Raw genomic sequence first — 19,757 nt, 5'->3', positions numbered from 1 at the left:
GGGGTGGGAAGGGGTCGGTGGGGGTACCCGGCGCCAGGATATCCGTGACCGGAGCGGATAGGTTTGCCGCATGTCCGGGGCCCAGTTCAGCGCAGAGACAAGCGGCGGCGGCGCGTTCGTCCGCCAGCCCAACCGGTTCACCGGCCGGGTCACCCCGCACTCCACGTCACCCGAGGGCGGCGGGCCGGACGAGGCGGGGCGCTGGCCGCTGGAGGCGGGCCGCTACCGGCTGATCTGGTGCCGGGCCTGCCCGTGGGCGCACCGGGCCCGGATCGTGCGCGGCCTGCTCGGCCTGGACGAGGTGATCTCGCTGGGCACCGTCGACCCGATCCGGGACGAGCGGGGCTGGCGGTTCGCGCTCGACCCGGACGGCTTCGACCCGGTGCTCGGCATCGGTTTCCTGTCCGAGGCGTACCTGTCCACCGACAGGGACTACACCGGCCGGGTCACCGTGCCGGCGCTCGTGGACACGCTCACCGGGCGGGTGGTGACGAACGACTATCCGCAGCTCACGCTGGACTTCTCGACCGAGTGGCGGCGGTTCCACGCGCCGGACGCGCCCGACCTCTACCCGGTCGAGCTGCGCCCGGAGATGGACGCGCTGATGGCGGAGATCCACCGGGACGTCAACAACGGCGTCTACCGGTGCGGCTTCGCCACCTCCCAGGAGGCGTACGACGAGGCGTTCACCGCGCTGTTCGCCCGCCTGGACGCGCTGAGCGAGCGGCTGTCCGGTCGGCGCTACCTGATGGGCGACGCGATCACCGAGGCGGACGTGCGCCTGTTCACCACGCTGGTGCGCTTCGACGTGGCGTACCACGGCCACTTCAAGTGCAACGAGCGCAAGCTCACCGAGATGCCGGTGCTGTGGGCGTACGCGCGGGACCTGTTCCAGACGCCGGGCTTCGGCGAGACGGTGGACTTCGGCCACATCAAGCGGCACTACTACGCCACCCACGACATGATCAACCCGACCCGGATCGTGCCGCTCGGCCCCGATCTGTCCGGCTGGACCACCCCGCACGGACGTGGCTGAGGACACGGCCCGCCGGATCGCCGCCGCGTTCGCCGGCGTCTGCCTGGCCGCAGGCGTCGCCGCGGTGACCGTTGCGGTGGTCGCCGGTCCCGGTCCGGGCCCCGCCGGGTACGTGAGTGAGGCGGGCATCACCGACAGCGGGTATGCCGGGGCGTACCGGATCGGGATCTTCTCGGTGGCCGCGTCGCTGCTGCTGCTCGCCGGGGCGCTGCCGCCGGGGTTGCGCGGGGCGGCCGGGCTGCTCGGCGTCGGCGCGGTCGCCACTGTGCTCTCCGGCGCTGTCACGTGCAGCGAGGGCTGCCCGCTGCCGCCGTTCGAGGCGCCCACGGTGGCCGACCTGGTGCACGGCGGGGCCAGCATCGCGGCGACGGCCGCTGTGGTGCTCGCCATGCTCGTGGTGCTGTTCTCCCCGGCCGCGGACCGGGGGCTGCGGCGGATCGCGGCGGTCGGCGCGGCACTGGCGCTGCCGGTGGCCGTCGTGGTCGCGGCGGCGCTGCTGCTGGTCGGCCGCAGCGCGCTGCTCGGGGTGTCGGAACGGGTGCTGCTGGTCGTGGTGGCCGCCTGGGGACTGATCACCTCCGGCTACCTGGCTGTAAGGAGCCTCACCGGCGACGGTCCTTCCGTTCCGACCCGGGACGGGAGTAACGTGTCGCGACGATGACCAATGTCTGGTGCCTCACCGAGCGCCTGTACGTCGATCTCCGACGGCAGGCCAGCGGCGTCTGTCCGGCGTAGCTCCACGCCCCCGACGCCCGCCTTCCCTCTCCAGACCTTGGATCCGTCCCCATGACTTCCGCCCTGCGCAGAATTCCCTTCTCCGTCCAGATCCTGCTCGGCCTCGTGCTCGGCGTGGCGCTCGGTTTCCTCGCCCGCGCCGCCGACCTCGCCTGGCTGACCAGCACGCTCGACACCGTCGGCGGCCTCTTCGTCCAGCTGCTCAAGCTCGCCGTGCCGCCGCTTGTCTTCACCGCCATCGTGGTCAGCGTGGTGAGCCTGCGCGGCGTCGCCAACGCCGCCCGGCTCGCCGTCAAGACACTGCTCTGGTTCGCCGTCACCGCCCTCATCGCGGTGAGCATCGGCATCGGCATCGGCCTGCTCACCGACCCCGGGCGGGGCGTCGACCTGGACCCGGCCGGCGCCACCGCACCGAAGACCACCGGCTCCTGGATCGACTTCCTCACCGGCATCGTCCCGACCAACCCGGTCGGCGCGTTCGTCGAGGGCAACGTCCTGCAGATCGTCTTCCTCGCCCTGGTGGTGGGCGCCGCCGCGCTGCTCGTCGGCGACGCCGCCGAGCCGTTCGTGTCGCTCAACCGCTCGCTGCTGTCGATCGTGCAGAAGGCGCTCTGGTGGGTCATCCGGCTCGCCCCGATCGGCACGCTCGGCCTGATCGGCAACGCCGTCGCCTCGTACGGCTGGGACCTGCTCGCCCCGCTCGCGAAGTTCACCACGGCCGTCTACGTCGGCTGCGCGCTGGTGCTGTTCGTGGTCTACCCGGTGCTGCTCGCCGTGGCCGGCAGGCTCAATCCGCTGCGCTTCTTCGCCGGCGCCTGGCCTGCCATCGAGCTGGCCTTCGTCTCCCGCTCCTCGGTGGGCACCATGCCGGTGACCCAGCGCTCGGTGGAGCGCCTCGGCGTCCCCCGCGAGTACGCCTCCTTCGCGGTGCCGTTCGGCGCCACCACGAAGATGGACGGCTGCGCCGCCATCTACCCGGCGCTCGCCGCGATCTTCGTGGCGCAGGTGTTCGGCGTGAACCTGGGCGTCACCGACTACCTGCTCATCGCGTTCGTCTCGGTGGTCGGTTCGGCCGCGACCGCCGGCCTGACCGGTGCGATCGTCATGCTCACGCTGACCCTGAGCACGCTGGGCCTGCCGCTGGCCGGGGCCGGTCTGCTGCTGGCCATCGACCCGATCCTGGACATGATCCGTACCGCCACGAACGTGGCCGGGCAGGCCGTGGTGCCGACCATCGTGGCCGCCCGGGAGGGCACGCTCGACCGGGCCGCGTACGACTCGGCCGGCAAGCGCGACCTGATCGAGCCGGTCGAGACCGAGCGGCTCGACCCCGTACCCGCCTGATCCACACCTCTTCGGGTGCGTCCCGCGCAACGGGGCGCACCCGAAGTCATGACCGGAGGATCCTCGCCAATGAGCGCCCTGTTCACCCCGCTCGCCCTGCGCGGCGCCACAGTGCCCAACCGGATCGCGCTGGCGCCCATGTGCCAGTACAGCGCCGGACCGGACGGCCTGCCCACCGACTGGCACCGCGTCCACCTCGGTTCCCGCGCCGTCGGCGGGGCCGGGCTCGTCATCACCGAGGCGACGGCAGTGGTGCCCGAGGGCCGGATCAGCCCGCAGGACACCGGCCTGTGGTCCGGCGCGCACGTCGACGCGTGGCGGCCGATCACCGCGTTCGTCGCCGGTCAGGGTGCGGTGCCGGCCGTGCAGCTCGCGCACGCCGGGTTCAAGGCGTCCACGTACCGGCCGTGGGCGCCGGCGCGCGGCGGCGTGCCGGACGCCGAGGGCGGCTGGACCCCGGTCGGCCCCGGTGACCAGCCGTTCGTTCCGGAGTACCGCACGCCGACCGCGCTGGACGAGTCGGGCATCGCGGCGGTGGTGGACGCCTTCGCGACCGCCGCCGGGCGGGCGCTGGACGCCGGGTTCGCCGCCGTGGAGATCCACGCCGCGCACGGCTACCTGCTGCACGAGTTCCTGTCCCCGCTGACCAACCGGCGCACCGACGGCTGGGGCGGTGACCGGGCCGCCCGGATGCGGCTCACCCTCGACGTGGCCCGCGCGGTACGCGCCGCCGTCGGCGAGTCGGTGCCGGTGCTGACCCGGATCTCCGCCACCGACTGGACCGACGACGGCTGGACCGTCGACGACAGCGTGGTGCTCGCCGGCGAACTGGCCGCCGCCGGAGTCGACCTGGTCGACACGTCCTCCGGCGGCGCGGCGGTCCGGGCGTCCATCCCGGTCGGACCCGGCTACCAGGTGCCGCTGGCCGCCCGGATCCGCCGCGAAGCCGGGGTGCCGACCGGCGCGGTGGGCCTGATCGTCGAGCCCGAGCAGGCCGAGCAGATCGTGGCCGGCGGCGAGGCGGACCTGGTGCTGCTGGGCCGGGAGCTGCTGCGCGACCCGTACTGGCCGCACCGCGCCGCCGCCAAGCTGGACGCCACCCCAACTTGGCCCAACCAGTACACCCGAGCCTTCTGACCATCCGCCCCGCGCGTTGATCATGAAGTTGGCGGCGTTCTGCGTCCGATTTGTCGCCGCCAACTTCATGATCAACGGGGCGGGGAAGCCCGGGAAAACGCGGTCAGCCGGCCAGGTGGTTCCAGCGGGGTTCCAGGTCGGTCCAGGTGCCCTGGTCGGCCACCGTGCCGTCGATCAGCACCACCACGTGGTCCGCCCGGACCAGCGCGGCCCGCTTCGCGGTCGAGCCGACCACAGTGACCCCGTGCTCGCGCAACGCCGCCCACAGAGCCAGCTCCGTGCTCACGTCCAGCGCCGACGACACGTCATCGGCCACCAGCAGCTCGGTACGCGGGGCGAGCGCCCGGGCCAGCGCCAGCCGCTGGAGCTGACCGCCGGACAGCCGGGTGCCCTTGTGCCCGATCAGCAACCCGAGCCCGCCCCCGGCCGCGGCCAGGTCGTGTTCGAGCTGGGCGGTGGTGACCGCCCCGGCGGCGTCCACCTGGTGGCCGAGCGCGATGTTGTCGGCCACCGTGCCGGAGAGCACCCGGGGCATCTGGCCCACGTACCCGACCTGGTTGGGACGCAGGAACATCTCCGGCTCGGTCACCGGGTCACCGTTCCAGCGCAGCTCGCCGACGTGGTGCACGATCCCGGCGAGCGCGCGCAGCAGCGACGACTTGCCGGACCCGACCGGGCCGACGACCAGCACCAACTGCCCGCGCTCGACCACCAGGTCCACGTCGCGGACGGCGAGCGTGCCGTCGGAGTGCAGCGCACCGAAGCCGGCCAGCTCCAGGCGGCGCAGCGGGTGCCGGGGCGGCGGCTCGGGCGCGGGCGCGGTGCCGGCGACCAGGTCCAGGCCGGGCACCGGCGCCGCGTACACGGCCTCGCCGGTCATCGCCACCGTCCGCTTCGTCCACACCCGCGCCGACGGGTACTGCGAGACCAGCGACGCGGTGGTCCACGCGAACCAGCGGGCCGCGGCCAGGGTGGACACGGCCACCAGCGTGGCACCCGCCGACAGCTCCCCGGCCAGGTAGAGCGCCCACGCGCCGATCGGCAGCAGGCCGCTGGCGACCGACGGAGTGGACCGGGCCCACACCTGCATGGCGATCTCGCGTCGCTGCCGCTCGCTGCGTACCTCGTCCAGCCGGGCGAGGTGGCGCAGCACCGGGCGGGTCGCGCCGGCCAGCTTGACCGTACGGGCGGCGGACAGCGCGGAGACCAGCGCGGTGGCGAACGCGGCGCGCGCCTTCACCGTGCCGGCCGCGGTGCGTTCCAGCCGGGGCGCGAACAGCGTCGCCGCCAGCCCGGAGACCACCATCGTGCCGACGAAGAACATCGCCGGTACGAGACTGCCCGTCACCAGCGTCATGGCGACCACGATGACCAGCGAGATGAACTGGTCCATCAGGTTGTCGGCCAGGTGCACCACCCGGTCGGTGTCGCCGCCCTGGGCCACCACCTCGGCCGGGGTGTGCCCGCTGACCCGGCGCGCGCCGGTCTGCCCGTGCACCAGCCGGGCGCTGATCCGCAGCATCTGCCGGATCCACCACTGCGGGAACCACAAATTGGTCAGGTACGGCAGCGGCAGCACCACGAGCAGCGCGGCCACGATGCCCAGCGCCGGCAGCCACGGGTCGCCTCCGCCGATCAGGTCGGCCCAGAGCCAGGGCAGCACCGCGCCGTCCATGCCGAGCACCGTCATCACGATGAACAGGCCGACCGAGAGCAGGCCGTACCGGGTGTCGTTGGTGCCCAGCCGGAAGATCTCCCGCATGGTCCGCGCGGGCGGCAAGGGCGGCGCGGGTGGTGGGTCGGCGCGCGGCACGGCGGCCGGCCGGGTCGCGGGTGCGGTCGGCGTGGCCGGGGCGTCGTCCCAGGCGGGCGCGTCGAGCAGGTTCACGCCGCCGCCCCGGGCGCCCACTCCGGCGTACGCCCCGGCGTGGCTGGTGGCGAGCAGTTCGGCGAAGCGGGCCGACTCGCGCAGCGGACCGGCCTCCAGTACCGCGCCGTCGGCCATCACCACCACCTCGTCGCAGCGGCGCACCGAGGAGAGCCGGTGCGCGATGACGATGCCGATCCGGTCGGTGAGCAGCCGTTCGGTGGCCTCGCGTACCCGGTTCTCGGTGACCGGGTCGAGCCGTGCGGTGGCCTCGTCGAGGATCACCACGTGCGGGTCCCGGACCAGGATGCGGGCGAACGCGACGAGCTGTTCCTGCCCGGCGGAGAGCACGTACCCGCCGTCGCCGAGCCGGGTGTGCACGCCGTCGGGCAGCTCGGCGATCCAGCCGGCCAGGCCCAGCTCGGCCAGCGCCCGCTCGGCGGCGTCCAGCAGCTCCGGGTCGAACAGCGCCACGTTCTCGGCCAGCGTGCCGGCCAGGATCTCGGTGCGCTGCGGCACCACGGCGATCCACCGGCGCAACTCCTCCACGTCCAGGTCGGCCAGGTCGGTGCCGCCGAGGAACACCGTGCCGCGCGGCACGTCCACCGCCCGGGTGAGCACCTTCGCCAGCGTCGACTTGCCCGAGCCGGTACGCCCGACGAGCGCGTACGAGCGCCCGCGGACGAAGTCCAGGTGCACGTCGCGCAGCGCCGGACCGCGGTCGTCCCCGCCGGCCGGATAGCGGTAGGTGAGACCGCGCACGGTCAGGTCGCCGTCGACCGGGGTGGCGCCGCCGTCCGGCTCCTGCGGCGACCCGGCGAGCAGCTGCACCCGGCCCCACGCGCCGAACGCCTGTTGCAGGTGCGGCACCCAGCGCGCGATCTGCTCGACGGTCGCGCCGAACGCGATCACCAGCAGCCAGATCGCGGTGAGCCGGGCGGCGTCCACCCGGCCGGTGGCCAGCGCCCACGCGCCGCCCAGCACCACGCCCGCGACGCCGAGCCCGACCGCGCCCGCGGCGGTGGCGGTGACCCGCGCGGAGAGCCGGAACACCCGGACGCACCGGGCGATCACCTCGGCCGCGCGGCGCGCGTAGAGGCGCAGCACGTACGGCCGGGCGAGGCTGGTGCGCACGTCGTCCTGCCCGTGCACCGCCTCCTCCATCACCGCCGCGAGGTCGGACCACGCCTCCTCCTCGGCCATCCGGGCCGGGGCGATCCGGGCGGTCGGACGGCGCAGCGTCACCACGAGCAGCGCGATGAGCAGGATCATGCCGATGCCCGCGGGCCACCAGACGATCAGCGCGCTCACCGTCGCGAGTACGCAGACCGCGAGGCCCTGCGCCAGCCGTACGCCGGTGTTCCGCATCTCGGCGGCGACCTGGTAGACGTCGTTGTCGATCCGGTCGAGCAGTTCGCCGACCGGTGTGGTCTCCAGGGTGGGCAGGTCCTGGCCGAGCGCGACCCGGCAGAGCCGTCGCCGCACGTCGGCCGACCAGTCGGCGGTGAGCCGGGCCATGATCAGGCCGATCAGCAGGTCGGTGACGACAGCGGCGACGAGCGCCACCGCGAGCGCGACGAACCAGCCGGACGAGCGGTGCACAAGCACCGGCCCGGCCAGCGCGGCGGCGGCCGCCTGGCCGGCGGCGCCGAGCACGATCAGCAGCAGGACCGCCGTCATCCGCCGGGGCGCCGTGGCCCAGAGATCTCGGAGCAGGCGCATGGAAGGTCCTCCGGACTCGGCTCGGTGGGGGCGGTGTCCCCAGCCTCGTCCTCACGGCGGCCCGGATTCAACCGAATTACCGGCCCTTGGTCAGGTCCGGGCGACCCGCCGGACGATGCCGAGCAGCGACTCCTGCACCTCGTCGATCGGCCGCTCCGGCGAGAAGACCAGCCAGTCCACTGCCACCACCAGCCCGACGCCGAACAGCGCCGAACTCGCGGTACGCACGTCCAGGTCGGCCGGGAGGTCGCCGCTGTCCACGCCGGCCTGCACGGTGTCGGCGATCACCGCGATGGCCTCGCCTCGCAGCAGCCGCAGCGTCTGCTGCCACTCCCTGTTGGTCCGCCACATCTCCGAGAGCAGGAGCTGGGCGAAGGCGCGGTAGCGGCGGATGTACTCCAGCTGGGCGCGGACCAGCGCGCCGAGCGCCTCCAGCGGCGGCAGCCCGTCGACGGCGGCCCGGAACTCGGCGGTGAGCAGGCCGATGCCGTGCCGCAGCAGTTCCTCGAACAGGACGGTCTTGGACTCGAAGTTGTAGTAGACGGTCCCCTTCGCCACACCGGCGCGGGCCGCGATGTCGTCCACAGTGGTGGCCGAGAAGCCCTGCTCGGCGATGAGGTCCACCGCCGCCACGAAGAGGCGCTGGCGGGTGTCCTCGCGCCGGCGTGTCCGTCCGTCCGTCACCGGCTCATCCTCACATGGTCAGTTCGGGGTGCAGCTTCGACGGGGTGAGCCGGCGGGACCGGCGGGCCGCGCCGACGGTGAGCGCCGTCGCGCCCAGCCCGAACGCGAGCAGCACCAGCGCGGCGGTGACCACCGGGGCGGTCGTACCGCCGTTGATGGTGTGCCGCAGGCCGTCCACCACGTACGTCATCGGCAGCCAGGGGTGGACGGCCTGGAAGAAGCCGGGCGAGGTCTGCACCGGGTAGGTGCCGCCGGACGAGGTGAGCTGGAGCATCAGCAGCGCCAGCGCGGCCAGCCGGCCGGCCGGGCCGAGCGCCACGCCGAGCAGTTGCATGATCGCGGTGAACGCCAGCGAGGTGAGCGCGAGCAGCCCGAACGTGGCCGCCCCGTGCCTCGGGTCGAGCCCGAGCCCGAGCGTCACCACCGTGTAGAGCACAGTGACCTGGGCCAGGCCGATACCGGCGGCCGGGAGCCACCCGGCGAGCACGACCCGCCAGCCGGGCGCGCCGGACATCACGTGCCGCCGGTTGACCGGCCGCAACAGCATGTACGTGATCATCGCGCCGACCCAGAGCGCCAGCGAGAGGAAGTACGGGGCGAAGCCGACGCCGTACGAGCCGGCCGGGTTCTGCGAGTCGCGGATCAGGCCGACCGGGTCACCGAGCACGCCGGCGCGAGTGGCCGCGTCGTCGTACCCGGGCAGTTTCCGCTCCCCGGCGGCGAGCCCGTCGGCGAGGTCGCCGGCACCGCCCTCCAGCCGGGTCAGCCCGTCGACCAGGCGGTTGCTGCCGCTGCCGAGCTGGGCCAGGCCGCCGTCGAGCTGGCGGGCGCCCGAGGCGAGCCGGTAGAGGCCGCCGCGCAGCTCGTTCGCGCCGGTCGACGCGTCGCCCAGCCCGTCGCGGAGCTTGGCGCTACCCTGGGCCAGCGTGGCGAGCCCGCCGGCCAGCTCGTTGACCTTCGCGCGGGCGGAGGCGACGTCGTCGGCCAGGTGCGGCGCGGCGGCGGCCACCTCGCGGGCGGTCTTCGACACGTCTGTCATCTGCTTGCGCAGCGTGGCCATGTCGGTCTTGTCCAGCGCGGCCACCACGGAACGGGCCTGCGTGACGGCCTGGTCGGCGGCCTTGCGGGCGGCGGCGAAGTCCCTGTTGTCGGCCAGCTCGGGGTGTTCCTTCGCGACCGCGTCGAGCCGGTCGCGGATCTCCTCGGCGGTAGCGACCACCTCGGCGGCCTTGCCCGGCAGCGCGTCCAGCCCGGCGGCGAGCTGCTGCGCGCCGTCGGCGACGAGCGTGGCCGCCTTCTCGATCTTGTCGGCGTTGCGGCGCAGCACCGGCTCGTACTTGTCGGCGGCGGCGTTCACGGTGGCCGCTGCGGCCTTGGTCTCGGTGGCGGCGCGGCCGGCGCCGTCGGCGAGCTGGGCGGCGCCGGTCCGCAGCTGGTCGAGGCCCTTGGCGAGCTTGTCCGCGCCCTGGACCGACTGGTTGAGCCCGCCGGCGAGCTGCCCGGCACCGTCCTCGGCGTCACCGAGCCCGTCGGCGATCTTTCCCGCGCCCTGCTGGGAGCTGCCGAGCCCGTCGGCGATCCTCCCGGCGCCGTCGGCGGCGCGTCCGGTCTCGGCCTTGGCGTCGGTGAAGCCGATCAGCATCTTGTCGAAGTACGTGGCGGCGGTGCTCTGCGCGGCTGCGGCCCGGATCTCGCTGAACGCCGACCGGGCGAGCAGGCCGGAGAGGTAGTTGGTGGCGTCGTCGTTGACGACCTTCAGCTCGCCCTGCCGGGCCGGGCGGTCCGGTTCCGGGCCGGCGGCGAGGGTGGCGGAGAAGTCCTCCGGGATGGAGAAGACGAGGTGGTAGCGCCCGTCGCGCAGCCCCTTCGTGGCGTCGCCCTGGTCGGTGACGGTCCAGCCGAACACCTTGCGGTCGAGCAGCTTGTCGGTGAGGTCACGGCCGGCGTGCACCTCGCTGCCGTCACCGGCGGTGGCCGGACGGTCGGCGTTGACCAGGGCGACCGGGATCCGGTCCATCTTCCCGTAGGGATCCCAGAACGCGTACAGGTAGAGGGCGCCATAGAGCAGCGGGACGATGGTGAGCACGGCGAGGGCGGCGCGCGGCAGCCGGCCCCGGGTCATCCGGCGCAGCTCGAACAGGGCCAGTCGCAGGACGCTCATGCGGGCACCTCGGCGGGCTCGGCGGGAACGGTGAGGGCGGGGACGGGCGGGACCGGGTCGCCGATGCGGTGCACGGTGGCGGCCACGCCGGGTTCGACGGCGCGGGCGCTGGCGACCACGGCGTACCCCTGGTCGGCGAGGCGTTCCAGCGCGCCCCACATCCACTCCCGCTCGGGGCGGTCGGCGCCGGCGTCCACGTCGTCGGCGACGATCAGGCTGGGGCCGCCGAGGCTGGCGAGCACCAGCCCGAGCACCTGCCGTTCGACCGGGGTGAGGTCGCGGCCGTACCGGTCGGGGTCCAGGGGCGCGTCGGTGAGTCCGGCGCCGGCGACGGCGGCGGCGTAGGCGTCGCGGCGGTAGGCCCGGCGGGCTCGGACCGCTGCCACCGGCACGAGGCGGCGCCGGCGGCGGGGCACCGGGCCGAGCAGCAGCAGGCGTTCGGTGATGTGCTCGGCGACGGTGAGCGTCGGGTCGGGTTCGTGCACGCCCGCCACCTGGCCGAGCGCGGCCGGTCCGCGGCGGCGTAGCTCGCCGTGGTTGTGCGGGAAGCGCCCGGCCAGGGCGAGCAGCAGCGAGGTGCGCCCGCTGCCGGGCGGGCCGGTCACGGCGTGCAGCTCACCGCTCGCGGCGGTGAGGTCGACGTCCCGGTAGACCCAGCCGCGGCGGGTGCGCAGGCCCAGGCCGACGGCCTCGACGATGTTCATTCCGCTCCCGAATTCCGAACTGACTAGTCAGTATAAAAACATGCCCAGCATAGCGCCGGGTGTCCGGTTCGGGACGCCTGGCGGGAGTGATCCTCAGAACAGCACTGTGGCGAGCGTGCCGACCGGGCGGAAGCCGCAGCGCTCGTAGACCCGGCGGGCGGGCAGGTTGAAGTCGTTTACGTAGAGGCTCACAGTGGGCGCGACCCGTTCCAGCGCGTCGCGGACCACTGCGGCCATCGCGGCGGTGGCGATGCCCCGGCCGCGCCACTCGGGCGCCACCCAGACGCCCTGCACCTGCGCGGTCCGGCGGGTCACCACTGCCAGCTCCGCCTTGAAGACCACCCGCCCGTCGACGAAGCGGGCGTAGGCACGGCCGGCGCGCACCAGCTCGGTCACCCGCCGCCGGTAGCCGCGCCCGCCGTCCTCGGCCAGCGGCGACACCCCGACCTCCTCGGTGTACATCGCCACCGCCGCCGGGAACAGCCGGTCGACCTCGTTACCGCGCACCCGCCGCACGTGCGGGTCGGGCGCCACGGCGGGCAGCGCGTCCGTCGCCAGCAACGGCTGGTTCGGGCGTACGTCCCGAGCCGGCCCCCAGTGCGCGGAGAGGCGGTCCCAGAGCCCGAGCACCGCGTCGGCCCGGCCCACGATCGAGGAACAGAGCCGCTCCTCGGCGCTCAACTGGTCGGCGAACGCGGTCACCGCCGACTCGGACGCGAGCACCGGGGTCAGATTGCCGCCCAGCCAGCAGATCGACTCCAGGTGCCGGCGGGAGCCGTACCCGAGGATCCGCGCCTCGGCCCGCCACCAGGCCAGACCGCGTGCCGCCACCCGCTCGGCGACCTGCGCGCCGGCGTACGGGTCGAGGTCGAGCAGCCGCTCGACCGCGCGGCGCTCCGACTCCCCGAGTTGGCGTACCGGCACCGTGAGCACGACTACCAGCCTGCCAGATCCACCCCGGCGCGCGCGGGCCGACCGGGCACCTGCCGCACGGCCCTCAGCCGGCCGCCGCCGGCACCGGTTCGGGCGCGGGCGGCCGGGTCCGGGCGGCCCACCGCACCACAGGCGGCACCAACGCGCCGAGCAGCAGGAACACCACGCCGAGCACCAGCCAGCCGGGTACGCCCCAGCCGATCGCGAGCGTGGTCACCACCACCGGGGCGACCATCGAGCCGAGTTGCATGCCCATCCCGTACGCGCCCTGGTACTGCCCGTGCGCGTGCGCCGGAGCCAGGCCGAAGGAGATGCCCCAGCCGGCCGCGGCGTGCCACAGCTCGCCCACGACGTGCACCAGCGCGCCGGCCAGCAGCAGCGGCACCGCAACCGCCACCGGGACGCCGCCACCCGCGGCGAACAGCGCGCAGGCGGCGGCGAGCAGGACACCGGCCCGGCGGGCGGCCCGGCCCGCGCCGGTCAGGTCTTCGGTGCCCCGCGAGGCGCGGACCTGGAACAGGATCACCACCACCGTGTTGACGAGCAGGCAGACGGAGATCAGCCAGTTCGGTGCGCTGGTGTGCCCGGCGATCCACAGCGGCAGGGCGATGTTGATCAGCGAGAAGTGCATGGACATGAGCCCGTCCAGCACGGTGAAGGCGAGGAACGGGCGGTCCCGTAGCGCGATCAGCCGTGGCCCGTGCGCCGGGGCGGGCATCGGCGGCACCGGCGGGAGCCGCAGCAGCACCGCCGCCGCCAGCACGTACGTGGCGGCGTCGAGCAGGATCAGCGTGACGTACGCGCTGCGGGTGTCGGCGGCGAGCGCGAACCCGGCCAGCACGGTGCCCACCGAGATCCCGACGTTGGTGACGGCGCGCAGGTAGGCGCGGGTGCGGACCCGCTGGTCGGGCGGTACGGCGCCGGCGATCAGCGCCCCGCGGGCGCCCCGGGTGCCCGCGTCCGCGACCGCCATCAGCATGCCGACGACCAGGAAGCCGGTGAACGAGCGCACCGAGACCAGGGCGGTCGTGCACGCGGCCGAGGCGAGCAGCGCGGCCATCTGGAGCCCGCGCGGGCCGAGGCGGTCGGCGAGATAGCCCATCGGGGTGCTCGCCACCAGGCTGACCAGCGCGGTGAGCGTGAGCGCCACGCCGACCTGGGCCACCGTGAGCCCGACCGACCGGGTGAGGAACAGCGCGCTGGCGGTGAGCCAGGTGCCCCGCCCGACGGTGTTGACGAGCGTGGAGAGGGCGAGGGTCCGGGACGGGCCCGGTTCGGGAAGCAGGCGCACACCGGCAGCCTAACAATACGTACGTACGGTTTGCAGTCCGGTTTTCGCGACGTCTTGTCGGCGATGCATTGCCGATATATCGTTGATGCATCAGTGATGCGACTACAGAAGGAGAACCACTGATGGGTTTCCATCGACGCATGCACGCCATGCACGACGAGATGCGCCGCCACGGCGGCTTCGGCTTCCCGCCCGTACCCCCGGGTCCGCCGCCCTTCTCCCCCGGACCGCACGGTCGCGGGCGAGGGCGCGGCGGCCGGGGACGCGGACGGCGGCCGAACGTCCGCGGCGCCGTGCTGGCCCTGCTCACCGAGCGGCCGATGCACGGCTACGAGATGATCCAGGAGATCGACTCCCGCACCGGCGGGGCCTGGCGGCCCAGCCCCGGCTCGATCTACCCGACACTGCAACTGCTGGAGGACGAGGGCGTCATCGCCACGGCCGCCGACTCCGAGGGCGGGCGCAAGCGGTTCGCGCTGACCGAGGCGGGGCAGGCCGAGGCGGCCGACGCGGCGCAGACCCCGCCCTGGGCGGAGTTCGCCGAGCAGACAGTCAACAGCTGGCACGACATCCGCGACGCCGGAGCGCAGGCCATGCAGGCGCTGCGGCAGGTCATGACCACCGGCACCGACGACCAGCGCGCCCGGGCCGCCCAGGTGCTCGACGAGACCCGGCGCAAGCTCTACGCCATCCTCGCCGAGTCCGAGTGAGCACCGCCGCCGCGACGGCACGCCGGCCGGACGACGACCGGCGTGCCGTCAGGCGCGGCGAGCGGTGACGAGCAGGTACTCCCAGCGCATCACGCCGCCGTCCAGGTGCCGGGCCGCCAGGTCGGTCAGCGCGCGGTCGAGCCCCGCCGTACGCTCCGGATCGCCCGCGTTCGCCCGGTAGACCGCCACTGTGGGCCCGTAGTGGGTGGCGAAGAAGTCCCGGAACTGTTCCGGCGTGGCGAACCGGTTCACCACCACGTCGTCGCGCCCCAGCCGGAGCGCGTCGACACGGTCGCCGAACAACTCCCGGACATGGTCCTCGTCGCCCCAGAGCGGGGGCGGCTGCGCGCCCGGCGGCGGTGGCGGCGCGAACGGCCGCATGGCCGCGAACAACTGGCCCACGAAGCCCTCCGGGGTCCAGTTGACCAGGCCGATCGTCCCGCCCGGCCGGCACACCCGCAGCACCTCGTCGGCGGCGGCCCGGTGCCGGGGCGCGAACATCACACCCACACAGGACAGCACCGCGTCGAACGCGCCGTCCGCGTACGGCAGCGCCTCCGCGTCCGCCTCCTCCCAGGTCAGCGCCAAGCCCTCCCGCTCAGCCTCCGCCCGCCCGATCGCCAGCAACTCCGGGGTGAGGTCGCCCGCCACCACCTCCGCGCCGGCCCGGGCCGCCGGCAGAGCCGCGTTGCCGGTCCCGGCCGCCACGTCCAGCACCCGCATGCCCGGCGCCACCCCGGCGGCCCGGACCAGCGTCGCCCCCAGCTCCGGGATCACCTGCGCGGCCACGGCGGCGTAGTCGCCCATCGCCCACATCGCGCGGTGCCGGGCCTTCACCGCGGCGTCCTGTTCCCGTTCCTCGATCATCTGTCGCTCCTCACAGTCGTCCCTGCACAGGACGCTAGGCAGCGGACGACCCGGCCCCCAGTACGAGATCTGTACCGCTCCCGACAGGCGCCTGGCCGGGCCGCCGGGCCGGGCGTAGCGTGCCCGCCATGGGGGCCTCCTACCACCAGTTCTGCCCCGTGGCGAAGGCCATGGAACTGCTCGACGAGCGGTGGACGCTGCTCGTGGTCCGGGAGTTGGTCAGCGGCTCGGAACGCTTCAACGAGCTGCGCCGGGGCCTGCCCCGGATGTCACCCACGCTGCTGTCCCGCCGGCTGCACCAGCTCGTCCGCGCCGGGGTGGTGGAGCGGCGGGTCGACGGCGTCGACGTGCGCTACGTCCCGACCGCCGCCGGGCGCGAGCTGCGGCCCGTGCTGGAGGCACTCGGTGCCTGGGGCGTGCGCTGGATCGGCGAACTGGGCGACGCCGACCTGGACCCGAAGCTGCTGCTGTGGGACATGCACCGGCACGTCGACCACGACGCGGTCCCGCCGGGGCGTACCGTCGTACGGTTCCGCTTCCGGGACGTGCCCACGGCGCAGCGCGACTGGTGGATGGTGATCGCCGGGGGCGAAGCCGACGTCTGCGACATCGACCCGGGGCACGACGTGACGGTGACCGTCACGGCGGACCTGCGCGCCCTGGTCCAGGTCTGGATGGGCGACCTGGAGTGGGCCGCGGCGCTGCGCGGCGGCACGGTGGAGGTCACCGGACCGGAGACGTTGCGGCGCGCCGCGCCCGGCTGGTTCACCCTCTCCCCCTTCGCCGCCGTGCCCCGGCCCTGAGACGCCGCGTGCGACCGCCCCCTGCCGGGGACGGCCGCACGACAACGCGGAAGTGGATCAGTGCACGGTGACGGTGGCACCGCCCGGCACCAGGTCGCGCAGCTCCTCGGGGATCTCGGCGCCCATCTCGTCGGCGATCCGCAGCGCCTCCTCGATCAGCGTTTCCACGATCTGCGCCTCCGGCACGGTCTTGACGACCTTGCCCTTGACGAAGATCTGGCCCTTGCCGTTGCCCGAGGCCACACCCAGGTCGGCCTCGCGGGCCTCACCCGGACCGTTCACCACGCAACCCATGACCGCGACGCGCAGCGGCACCGGCAGGCCCTCCAGCCCGGCGGTGACCTCCTCGGCCAGCTTGTAGACGTCGACCTGCGCCCGGCCGCAGGACGGGCAGGAGACGATCTCCAGGCCACGCTCGCGCAGGCCCAGCGACTCCAGGATCGCGTTGCCGACCTTGATCTCCTCGACCGGCGGGGCGGACAGCGAGACCCGGATGGTGTCGCCGATGCCCTCGGCCAGCAGCGCGCCGAAGGCCACCGCCGACTTGATCGTGCCCTGGAACGCCGGGCCGGCCTCGGTGACACCGAGGTGCAGCGGGTAGTCGCACTGCTCGGCCAGCTGCCGGTACGCCCGGATCATCACCACCGGGTCGTTGTGCTTGACCGAGATCTTGATGTCCCGGAAGCCGTGCTCCTCGAACAGCGAGCACTCCCACAGCGCCGACTCCACCAGCGCCTCGGCGGTGGCCTTGCCGTACTTGGCCAGCAGGCGCTTGTCCAGCGAGCCCGCGTTCACGCCGATCCGGATCGGCACGCCCGCGTCGCCGGCGGCCCGCGCGATCTCCTTGACCTTGTCGTCGAACTGCCGGATGTTGCCCGGGTTCACCCGCACCGCGGCACAGCCGGCGTCGATCGCCGCGAAGACGTACTTCGGCTGGAAGTGGATGTCGGCGATCACCGGGATCTGCGACTTCTTGGCGATCGCCGGCAGCGCCTCCACGTCGTCCTGCGACGGCACGGCGACCCGGACGATCTGGCAGCCGGACGCGGTCAGCTCGGCGATCTGCTGGAGCGTGGCGTTGACGTCGGCGGTGAGGGTGGTGGTCATGGACTGCACCGAGACCGGCGCGCCACCACCGACCGGCACCGAACCGACCATGATCTGGCGGCTGGCCCGGCGCGGGGCCAGCGGCGGCGGCGGTACGGGGGGCATACCGAGACTGACAGCGGTCACTTCAGGCACTCACCTTGAGAAGAGCGTGATGGGGTTGATGACATCGGCGGTGACCGTCAGCAGCGTGAACGCGCCACCGATCAGGATCACCGCGTACGTGAACGGCATGAGTTTGAGGTAGTCGACGCGCCCCGGATCGGCACGGCCGATGCGCGCGTAGAGCCAGGACCGCGCCCGTTCGAACCAGGCGATGGCGATGTGGCCGCCGTCCAGCGGGAGCAGCGGCAGCAGGTTGAACACGCCGATGAAGAAGTTCAGCGACACGAACAGCATGAAGAACACCAGCCAGGCGTTGTTCTCCACGGCCTCGCCGCCGAGCCGGCTGGCGCCGACCACGCTGATCGGGGTGTCCACGTCGCGCTCGCCGCCGGTGATCGCGTTCCACAACGCCGGCACCTTCTGCGGGATGCGCTGCATGGCGTGCGCGGTCTGCACGGCCATCGTGCCGGTGAAGTCGGCGGTGGCGCCGAACGCGGCGACCGGGCCGTACTCGACCCGGGTCGGGGTGGTGGGCGAGAGCGCCACGCCGAGCGCGGAGACCGCCGAGGCGGCGCCCTTCGGGTCGTCCAGCGGCGGACGCTGCACCGAGGCCAGGTCGACCCGCGCCTCGTCCGGCTTGCCGTCGCGCACGAAGGCGACGGTGGCCGTGCCGGGCGGAGTGGCCCGGACCACGTCGAGCATGTCGCCCCAGGTCGAGACCGGCTTGCCGTTCACCGCGGTGATCCGGTCGCCGTCCTTGAGCTGGGCCTTCTCGGCCGGGCTGGCCGGGTCGCCGGACTCGCAGGCGCGGGCCGCGTTCTCCACCACCACGCACGGCGCGATGGCGATCACCGCCGGCTCGGCCCGGAAGCCGGCCTCGGTGCTGGGGAACTTCGGATTCGGCAGCCCCACCGACACCGCGATGATCCAGAGCGCGATCAGGGCCAGGGCGAAGTGGGTGATCGAGCCCGCGGACATCACGATCGTCCGCTTCCACACCGGGTAGCGCCACATGGCGCGCTTCTCGTCCCCCGGCTCGACGTCGTCGTCCTGCGGCGTCATTCCGACGATCTTGCAGAAGCCGCCGAGCGGGATGCCCTTGACGCCGTACTCGGTCTCGCCCCGCTTGAACGACCACAGGGTCGGGCCGAAGCCGACGAAGTAGCGGGTGACCTTCATCCCGAACGCCTTGGCGGTCAGCATGTGCCCCGCCTCGTGCAGGCTCACCGAGATGAGGATCGCCAGGGCGAACAGCACCACCCCGAGCAGATAGCTCATCGAGCTCCTTCCACCGACCCGACGATGATCTCCTGGGCGTGCGCCCGTGCCCACGACTCGGCGGCGAGCACGTCCTCGACGGTACCTGGTTCGTCGAAATCGGGTGCGTCCTCCAGCACCCGCTGGAGGGTGTCGACGATGCCGAGGAACGGCAGCCGGCCCGCGACGAACGCGGCCACGCACTCCTCGTTCGCCGCGTTGTAGATCGCCGGGCGGCAGCGCCCGGCCTCGCCCGCCGCCTTGGCCAGCGCGACAGCCGGGAACGCCGCGTCGTCGAGCGGGAAGAACTCCCAGGTGTGGGCAGTGGTCCAGTCGACAGCCGCGGCGGCGCCGGGCACGCGGTCCGGCCAGCCGATACCGAGCGCGATGGGCAGCCTCATGTCCGGCGGGCTGGCCTGGGCCAGGGTGGAGCCGTCGGTGAACTCGACCATCGAGTGGATCACCGACTGCGGGTGGACCATCACCTCGATGTCGGCGTACGGCACGTCGAACAACTCGTGCGCCTCGATCACCTCCAGCGCCTTGTTGACCATCGTGGCGGAGTTGATCGTGACGACCGGGCCCATGTTCCAGGTCGGGTGTGCCAGCGCCTGCTCCGGCGTCACGGCGGTCAGCTCGTCACGCCGCCGCCCCCGGAACGGGCCGCCGCTGGCGGTGACCACCAGCCGCCGTACCTCGCCCCGGGCGCCGCCGCGCAGGCACTGCGCCAGCGCCGAGTGCTCGGAGTCCACCGGGACGATCTGCCCCGGTCGCGAGACGGCGGCCTTGACCAGCGGGCCGCCGGCGACGAGGGACTCCTTGTTGGCGAGGGCGAGGGTACGACCGGCGTGCAGCGCGGCCAGCGTCGGCGGCAGGCCCAGCGAGCCGACAACGCCGTTGAGCACCACGTCGCAAGGCCACTGCGCCAGCTCGGTCATCGCGTCCGGCCCGGCCACGATCTTCGGCAGCTTGAAGTCGCCGGTGGCCCAGCCGCGCTTGCTCGCCTCGGCGTAGAACGCGAGCTGAAGATCCTGCGCGGCGGACGCGCGGGCCACACCGACCGCCTCCACGCCCAGCTCCAGCGCCTGCGCGGCGAGCAACTCCACGTTGCCGCCACCCGCGCCGAGGGCCACCACCCGGAAGCGGTCCGGGTTGCGCTTGACGATGTCGATGGCCTGGGTGCCGATCGAGCCGGTCGAGCCGAGCAGCACGAGATCTCGGGGAGTGGTCACCGGACCATTGTTCCCCAGCGCCTCACCCCGGTTCGTCCCGGAGTGCCCGGCGACATGATCCA

At 73.6% G+C, this 19,757-nt stretch carries 16 protein-coding genes; 6 read left to right on the top strand and 10 right to left on the bottom strand.

Features of this window, described 5'->3' with window-relative positions; translation table 11 throughout:
* Positions 1–70 precede the first annotated feature (70 nt).
* The 4 genes from IRY44_RS07845 (at position 71) to IRY44_RS07830 (ending at position 4,252) form a co-directional block, all read left to right on the top strand.
* Complete coding sequence (locus tag IRY44_RS07845; protein WP_194799761.1) at positions 71–1,036, top strand: glutathione S-transferase family protein; 966 nt, start codon at positions 71–73, stop codon at positions 1,034–1,036.
* Positions 1,029–1,697, top strand: coding sequence for a DUF998 domain-containing protein (locus IRY44_RS07840; RefSeq protein WP_194799760.1), 669 nt, complete (start codon positions 1,029–1,031; stop codon positions 1,695–1,697). The genes IRY44_RS07845 and IRY44_RS07840 overlap by 8 nt, the downstream gene beginning before the upstream one ends.
* A gap of 137 nt (positions 1,698–1,834) precedes the next feature.
* Entirely contained in the window at positions 1,835–3,115 is a 1,281-nt protein-coding gene (locus IRY44_RS07835; protein WP_194799839.1) for a dicarboxylate/amino acid:cation symporter, read from the top strand.
* 69 nt (positions 3,116–3,184) lie between these two features.
* Positions 3,185–4,252, top strand: coding sequence for an NADH:flavin oxidoreductase/NADH oxidase (locus IRY44_RS07830; protein ID WP_194799759.1), 1,068 nt, complete (start codon positions 3,185–3,187; stop codon positions 4,250–4,252).
* 103 nt (positions 4,253–4,355) lie between these two features.
* On the opposite strand, the gene IRY44_RS07825 is transcribed toward IRY44_RS07830, so the two are convergent.
* The 6 genes from IRY44_RS07825 to IRY44_RS07800 all read right to left on the bottom strand — a co-directional run bounded on the left by IRY44_RS07825 (position 4,356) and on the right by IRY44_RS07800 (position 13,614).
* A complete protein-coding gene (locus tag IRY44_RS07825) occupies positions 4,356–7,841 on the bottom strand; it encodes an ABC transporter ATP-binding protein (RefSeq protein ID WP_194799758.1) in 3,486 nt (1,161 codons plus the stop codon).
* Positions 7,842–7,931: 90 nt separating this feature from the next.
* Positions 7,932–8,525 (bottom strand): TetR/AcrR family transcriptional regulator, encoded by a 594-nt coding sequence (locus IRY44_RS07820; RefSeq protein ID WP_073830318.1) that lies wholly within the window; start codon positions 8,523–8,525, stop codon positions 7,932–7,934.
* Positions 8,526–8,535: 10 nt separating this feature from the next.
* Complete coding sequence (locus IRY44_RS07815) at positions 8,536–10,686, bottom strand: YhgE/Pip family protein (RefSeq protein ID WP_194799757.1); 2,151 nt, start codon at positions 10,684–10,686, stop codon at positions 8,536–8,538.
* Positions 10,683–11,390 carry an ATP-binding cassette domain-containing protein gene (locus IRY44_RS07810; protein ID WP_194799756.1) on the bottom strand — a complete coding sequence of 236 codons (708 nt, stop codon included), beginning with the start codon at positions 11,388–11,390 and terminating at the stop codon, positions 10,683–10,685. The genes IRY44_RS07815 and IRY44_RS07810 overlap by 4 nt, the downstream gene beginning before the upstream one ends.
* A gap of 93 nt (positions 11,391–11,483) precedes the next feature.
* Entirely contained in the window at positions 11,484–12,323 is an 840-nt protein-coding gene (locus IRY44_RS07805; RefSeq protein ID WP_194799755.1) for a DUF4081 domain-containing GNAT family N-acetyltransferase, read from the bottom strand.
* 64 nt (positions 12,324–12,387) lie between these two features.
* Positions 12,388–13,614, bottom strand: a complete 1,227-nt coding sequence (locus tag IRY44_RS07800; RefSeq protein WP_194799754.1) for an MFS transporter — start codon at positions 13,612–13,614, stop codon at positions 12,388–12,390.
* 122 nt (positions 13,615–13,736) lie between these two features.
* On the opposite strand from IRY44_RS07800, the gene IRY44_RS07795 reads away from it, so the two are divergent.
* Positions 13,737–14,324 (top strand): PadR family transcriptional regulator, encoded by a 588-nt coding sequence (locus IRY44_RS07795; RefSeq protein ID WP_194799753.1) that lies wholly within the window; start codon positions 13,737–13,739, stop codon positions 14,322–14,324.
* A gap of 48 nt (positions 14,325–14,372) precedes the next feature.
* On the opposite strand, the gene IRY44_RS07790 is transcribed toward IRY44_RS07795, so the two are convergent.
* A complete protein-coding gene (locus IRY44_RS07790) occupies positions 14,373–15,191 on the bottom strand; it encodes a class I SAM-dependent methyltransferase (RefSeq protein WP_194799752.1) in 819 nt (272 codons plus the stop codon).
* A 128-nt stretch (positions 15,192–15,319) separates the two neighbouring features.
* On the opposite strand from IRY44_RS07790, the gene IRY44_RS07785 reads away from it, so the two are divergent.
* Positions 15,320–15,994, top strand: a complete 675-nt coding sequence (locus IRY44_RS07785; RefSeq protein ID WP_194799751.1) for a helix-turn-helix domain-containing protein — start codon at positions 15,320–15,322, stop codon at positions 15,992–15,994.
* Positions 15,995–16,051: 57 nt separating this feature from the next.
* Here the strand turns inward: IRY44_RS07785 and ispG are convergent, their stop codons facing one another.
* From ispG to dxr, 3 genes are read right to left on the bottom strand one after another with little or no spacing between them, the layout of a single operon-like run.
* Positions 16,052–17,227: a flavodoxin-dependent (E)-4-hydroxy-3-methylbut-2-enyl-diphosphate synthase gene (gene ispG, locus IRY44_RS07780; protein ID WP_194799750.1), complete on the bottom strand. Its 1,176-nt coding sequence runs from the start codon at positions 17,225–17,227 to the stop codon at positions 16,052–16,054.
* Positions 17,228–17,236: 9 nt separating this feature from the next.
* Positions 17,237–18,484, bottom strand: a complete 1,248-nt coding sequence (locus IRY44_RS07775; RefSeq protein WP_194799749.1) for an RIP metalloprotease — start codon at positions 18,482–18,484, stop codon at positions 17,237–17,239.
* On the bottom strand, positions 18,481–19,695 hold the full coding sequence (gene dxr, locus IRY44_RS07770) for a 1-deoxy-D-xylulose-5-phosphate reductoisomerase (RefSeq protein WP_194799748.1): 1,215 nt from the start codon (positions 19,693–19,695) through the stop codon (positions 18,481–18,483). Before dxr ends, IRY44_RS07775 begins: the two co-directional genes overlap by 4 nt.
* Positions 19,696–19,757: the final 62 nt, after the last annotated feature.

This window comes from Micromonospora sp. ANENR4, from assembly GCF_015354395.1.
In the GTDB taxonomy this organism is placed as follows: Bacteria; Actinomycetota; Actinomycetes; order Mycobacteriales; family Micromonosporaceae; genus Micromonospora; species Micromonospora aurantiaca.
This window is presented reverse-complemented; position numbering and strand designations above follow the sequence as displayed.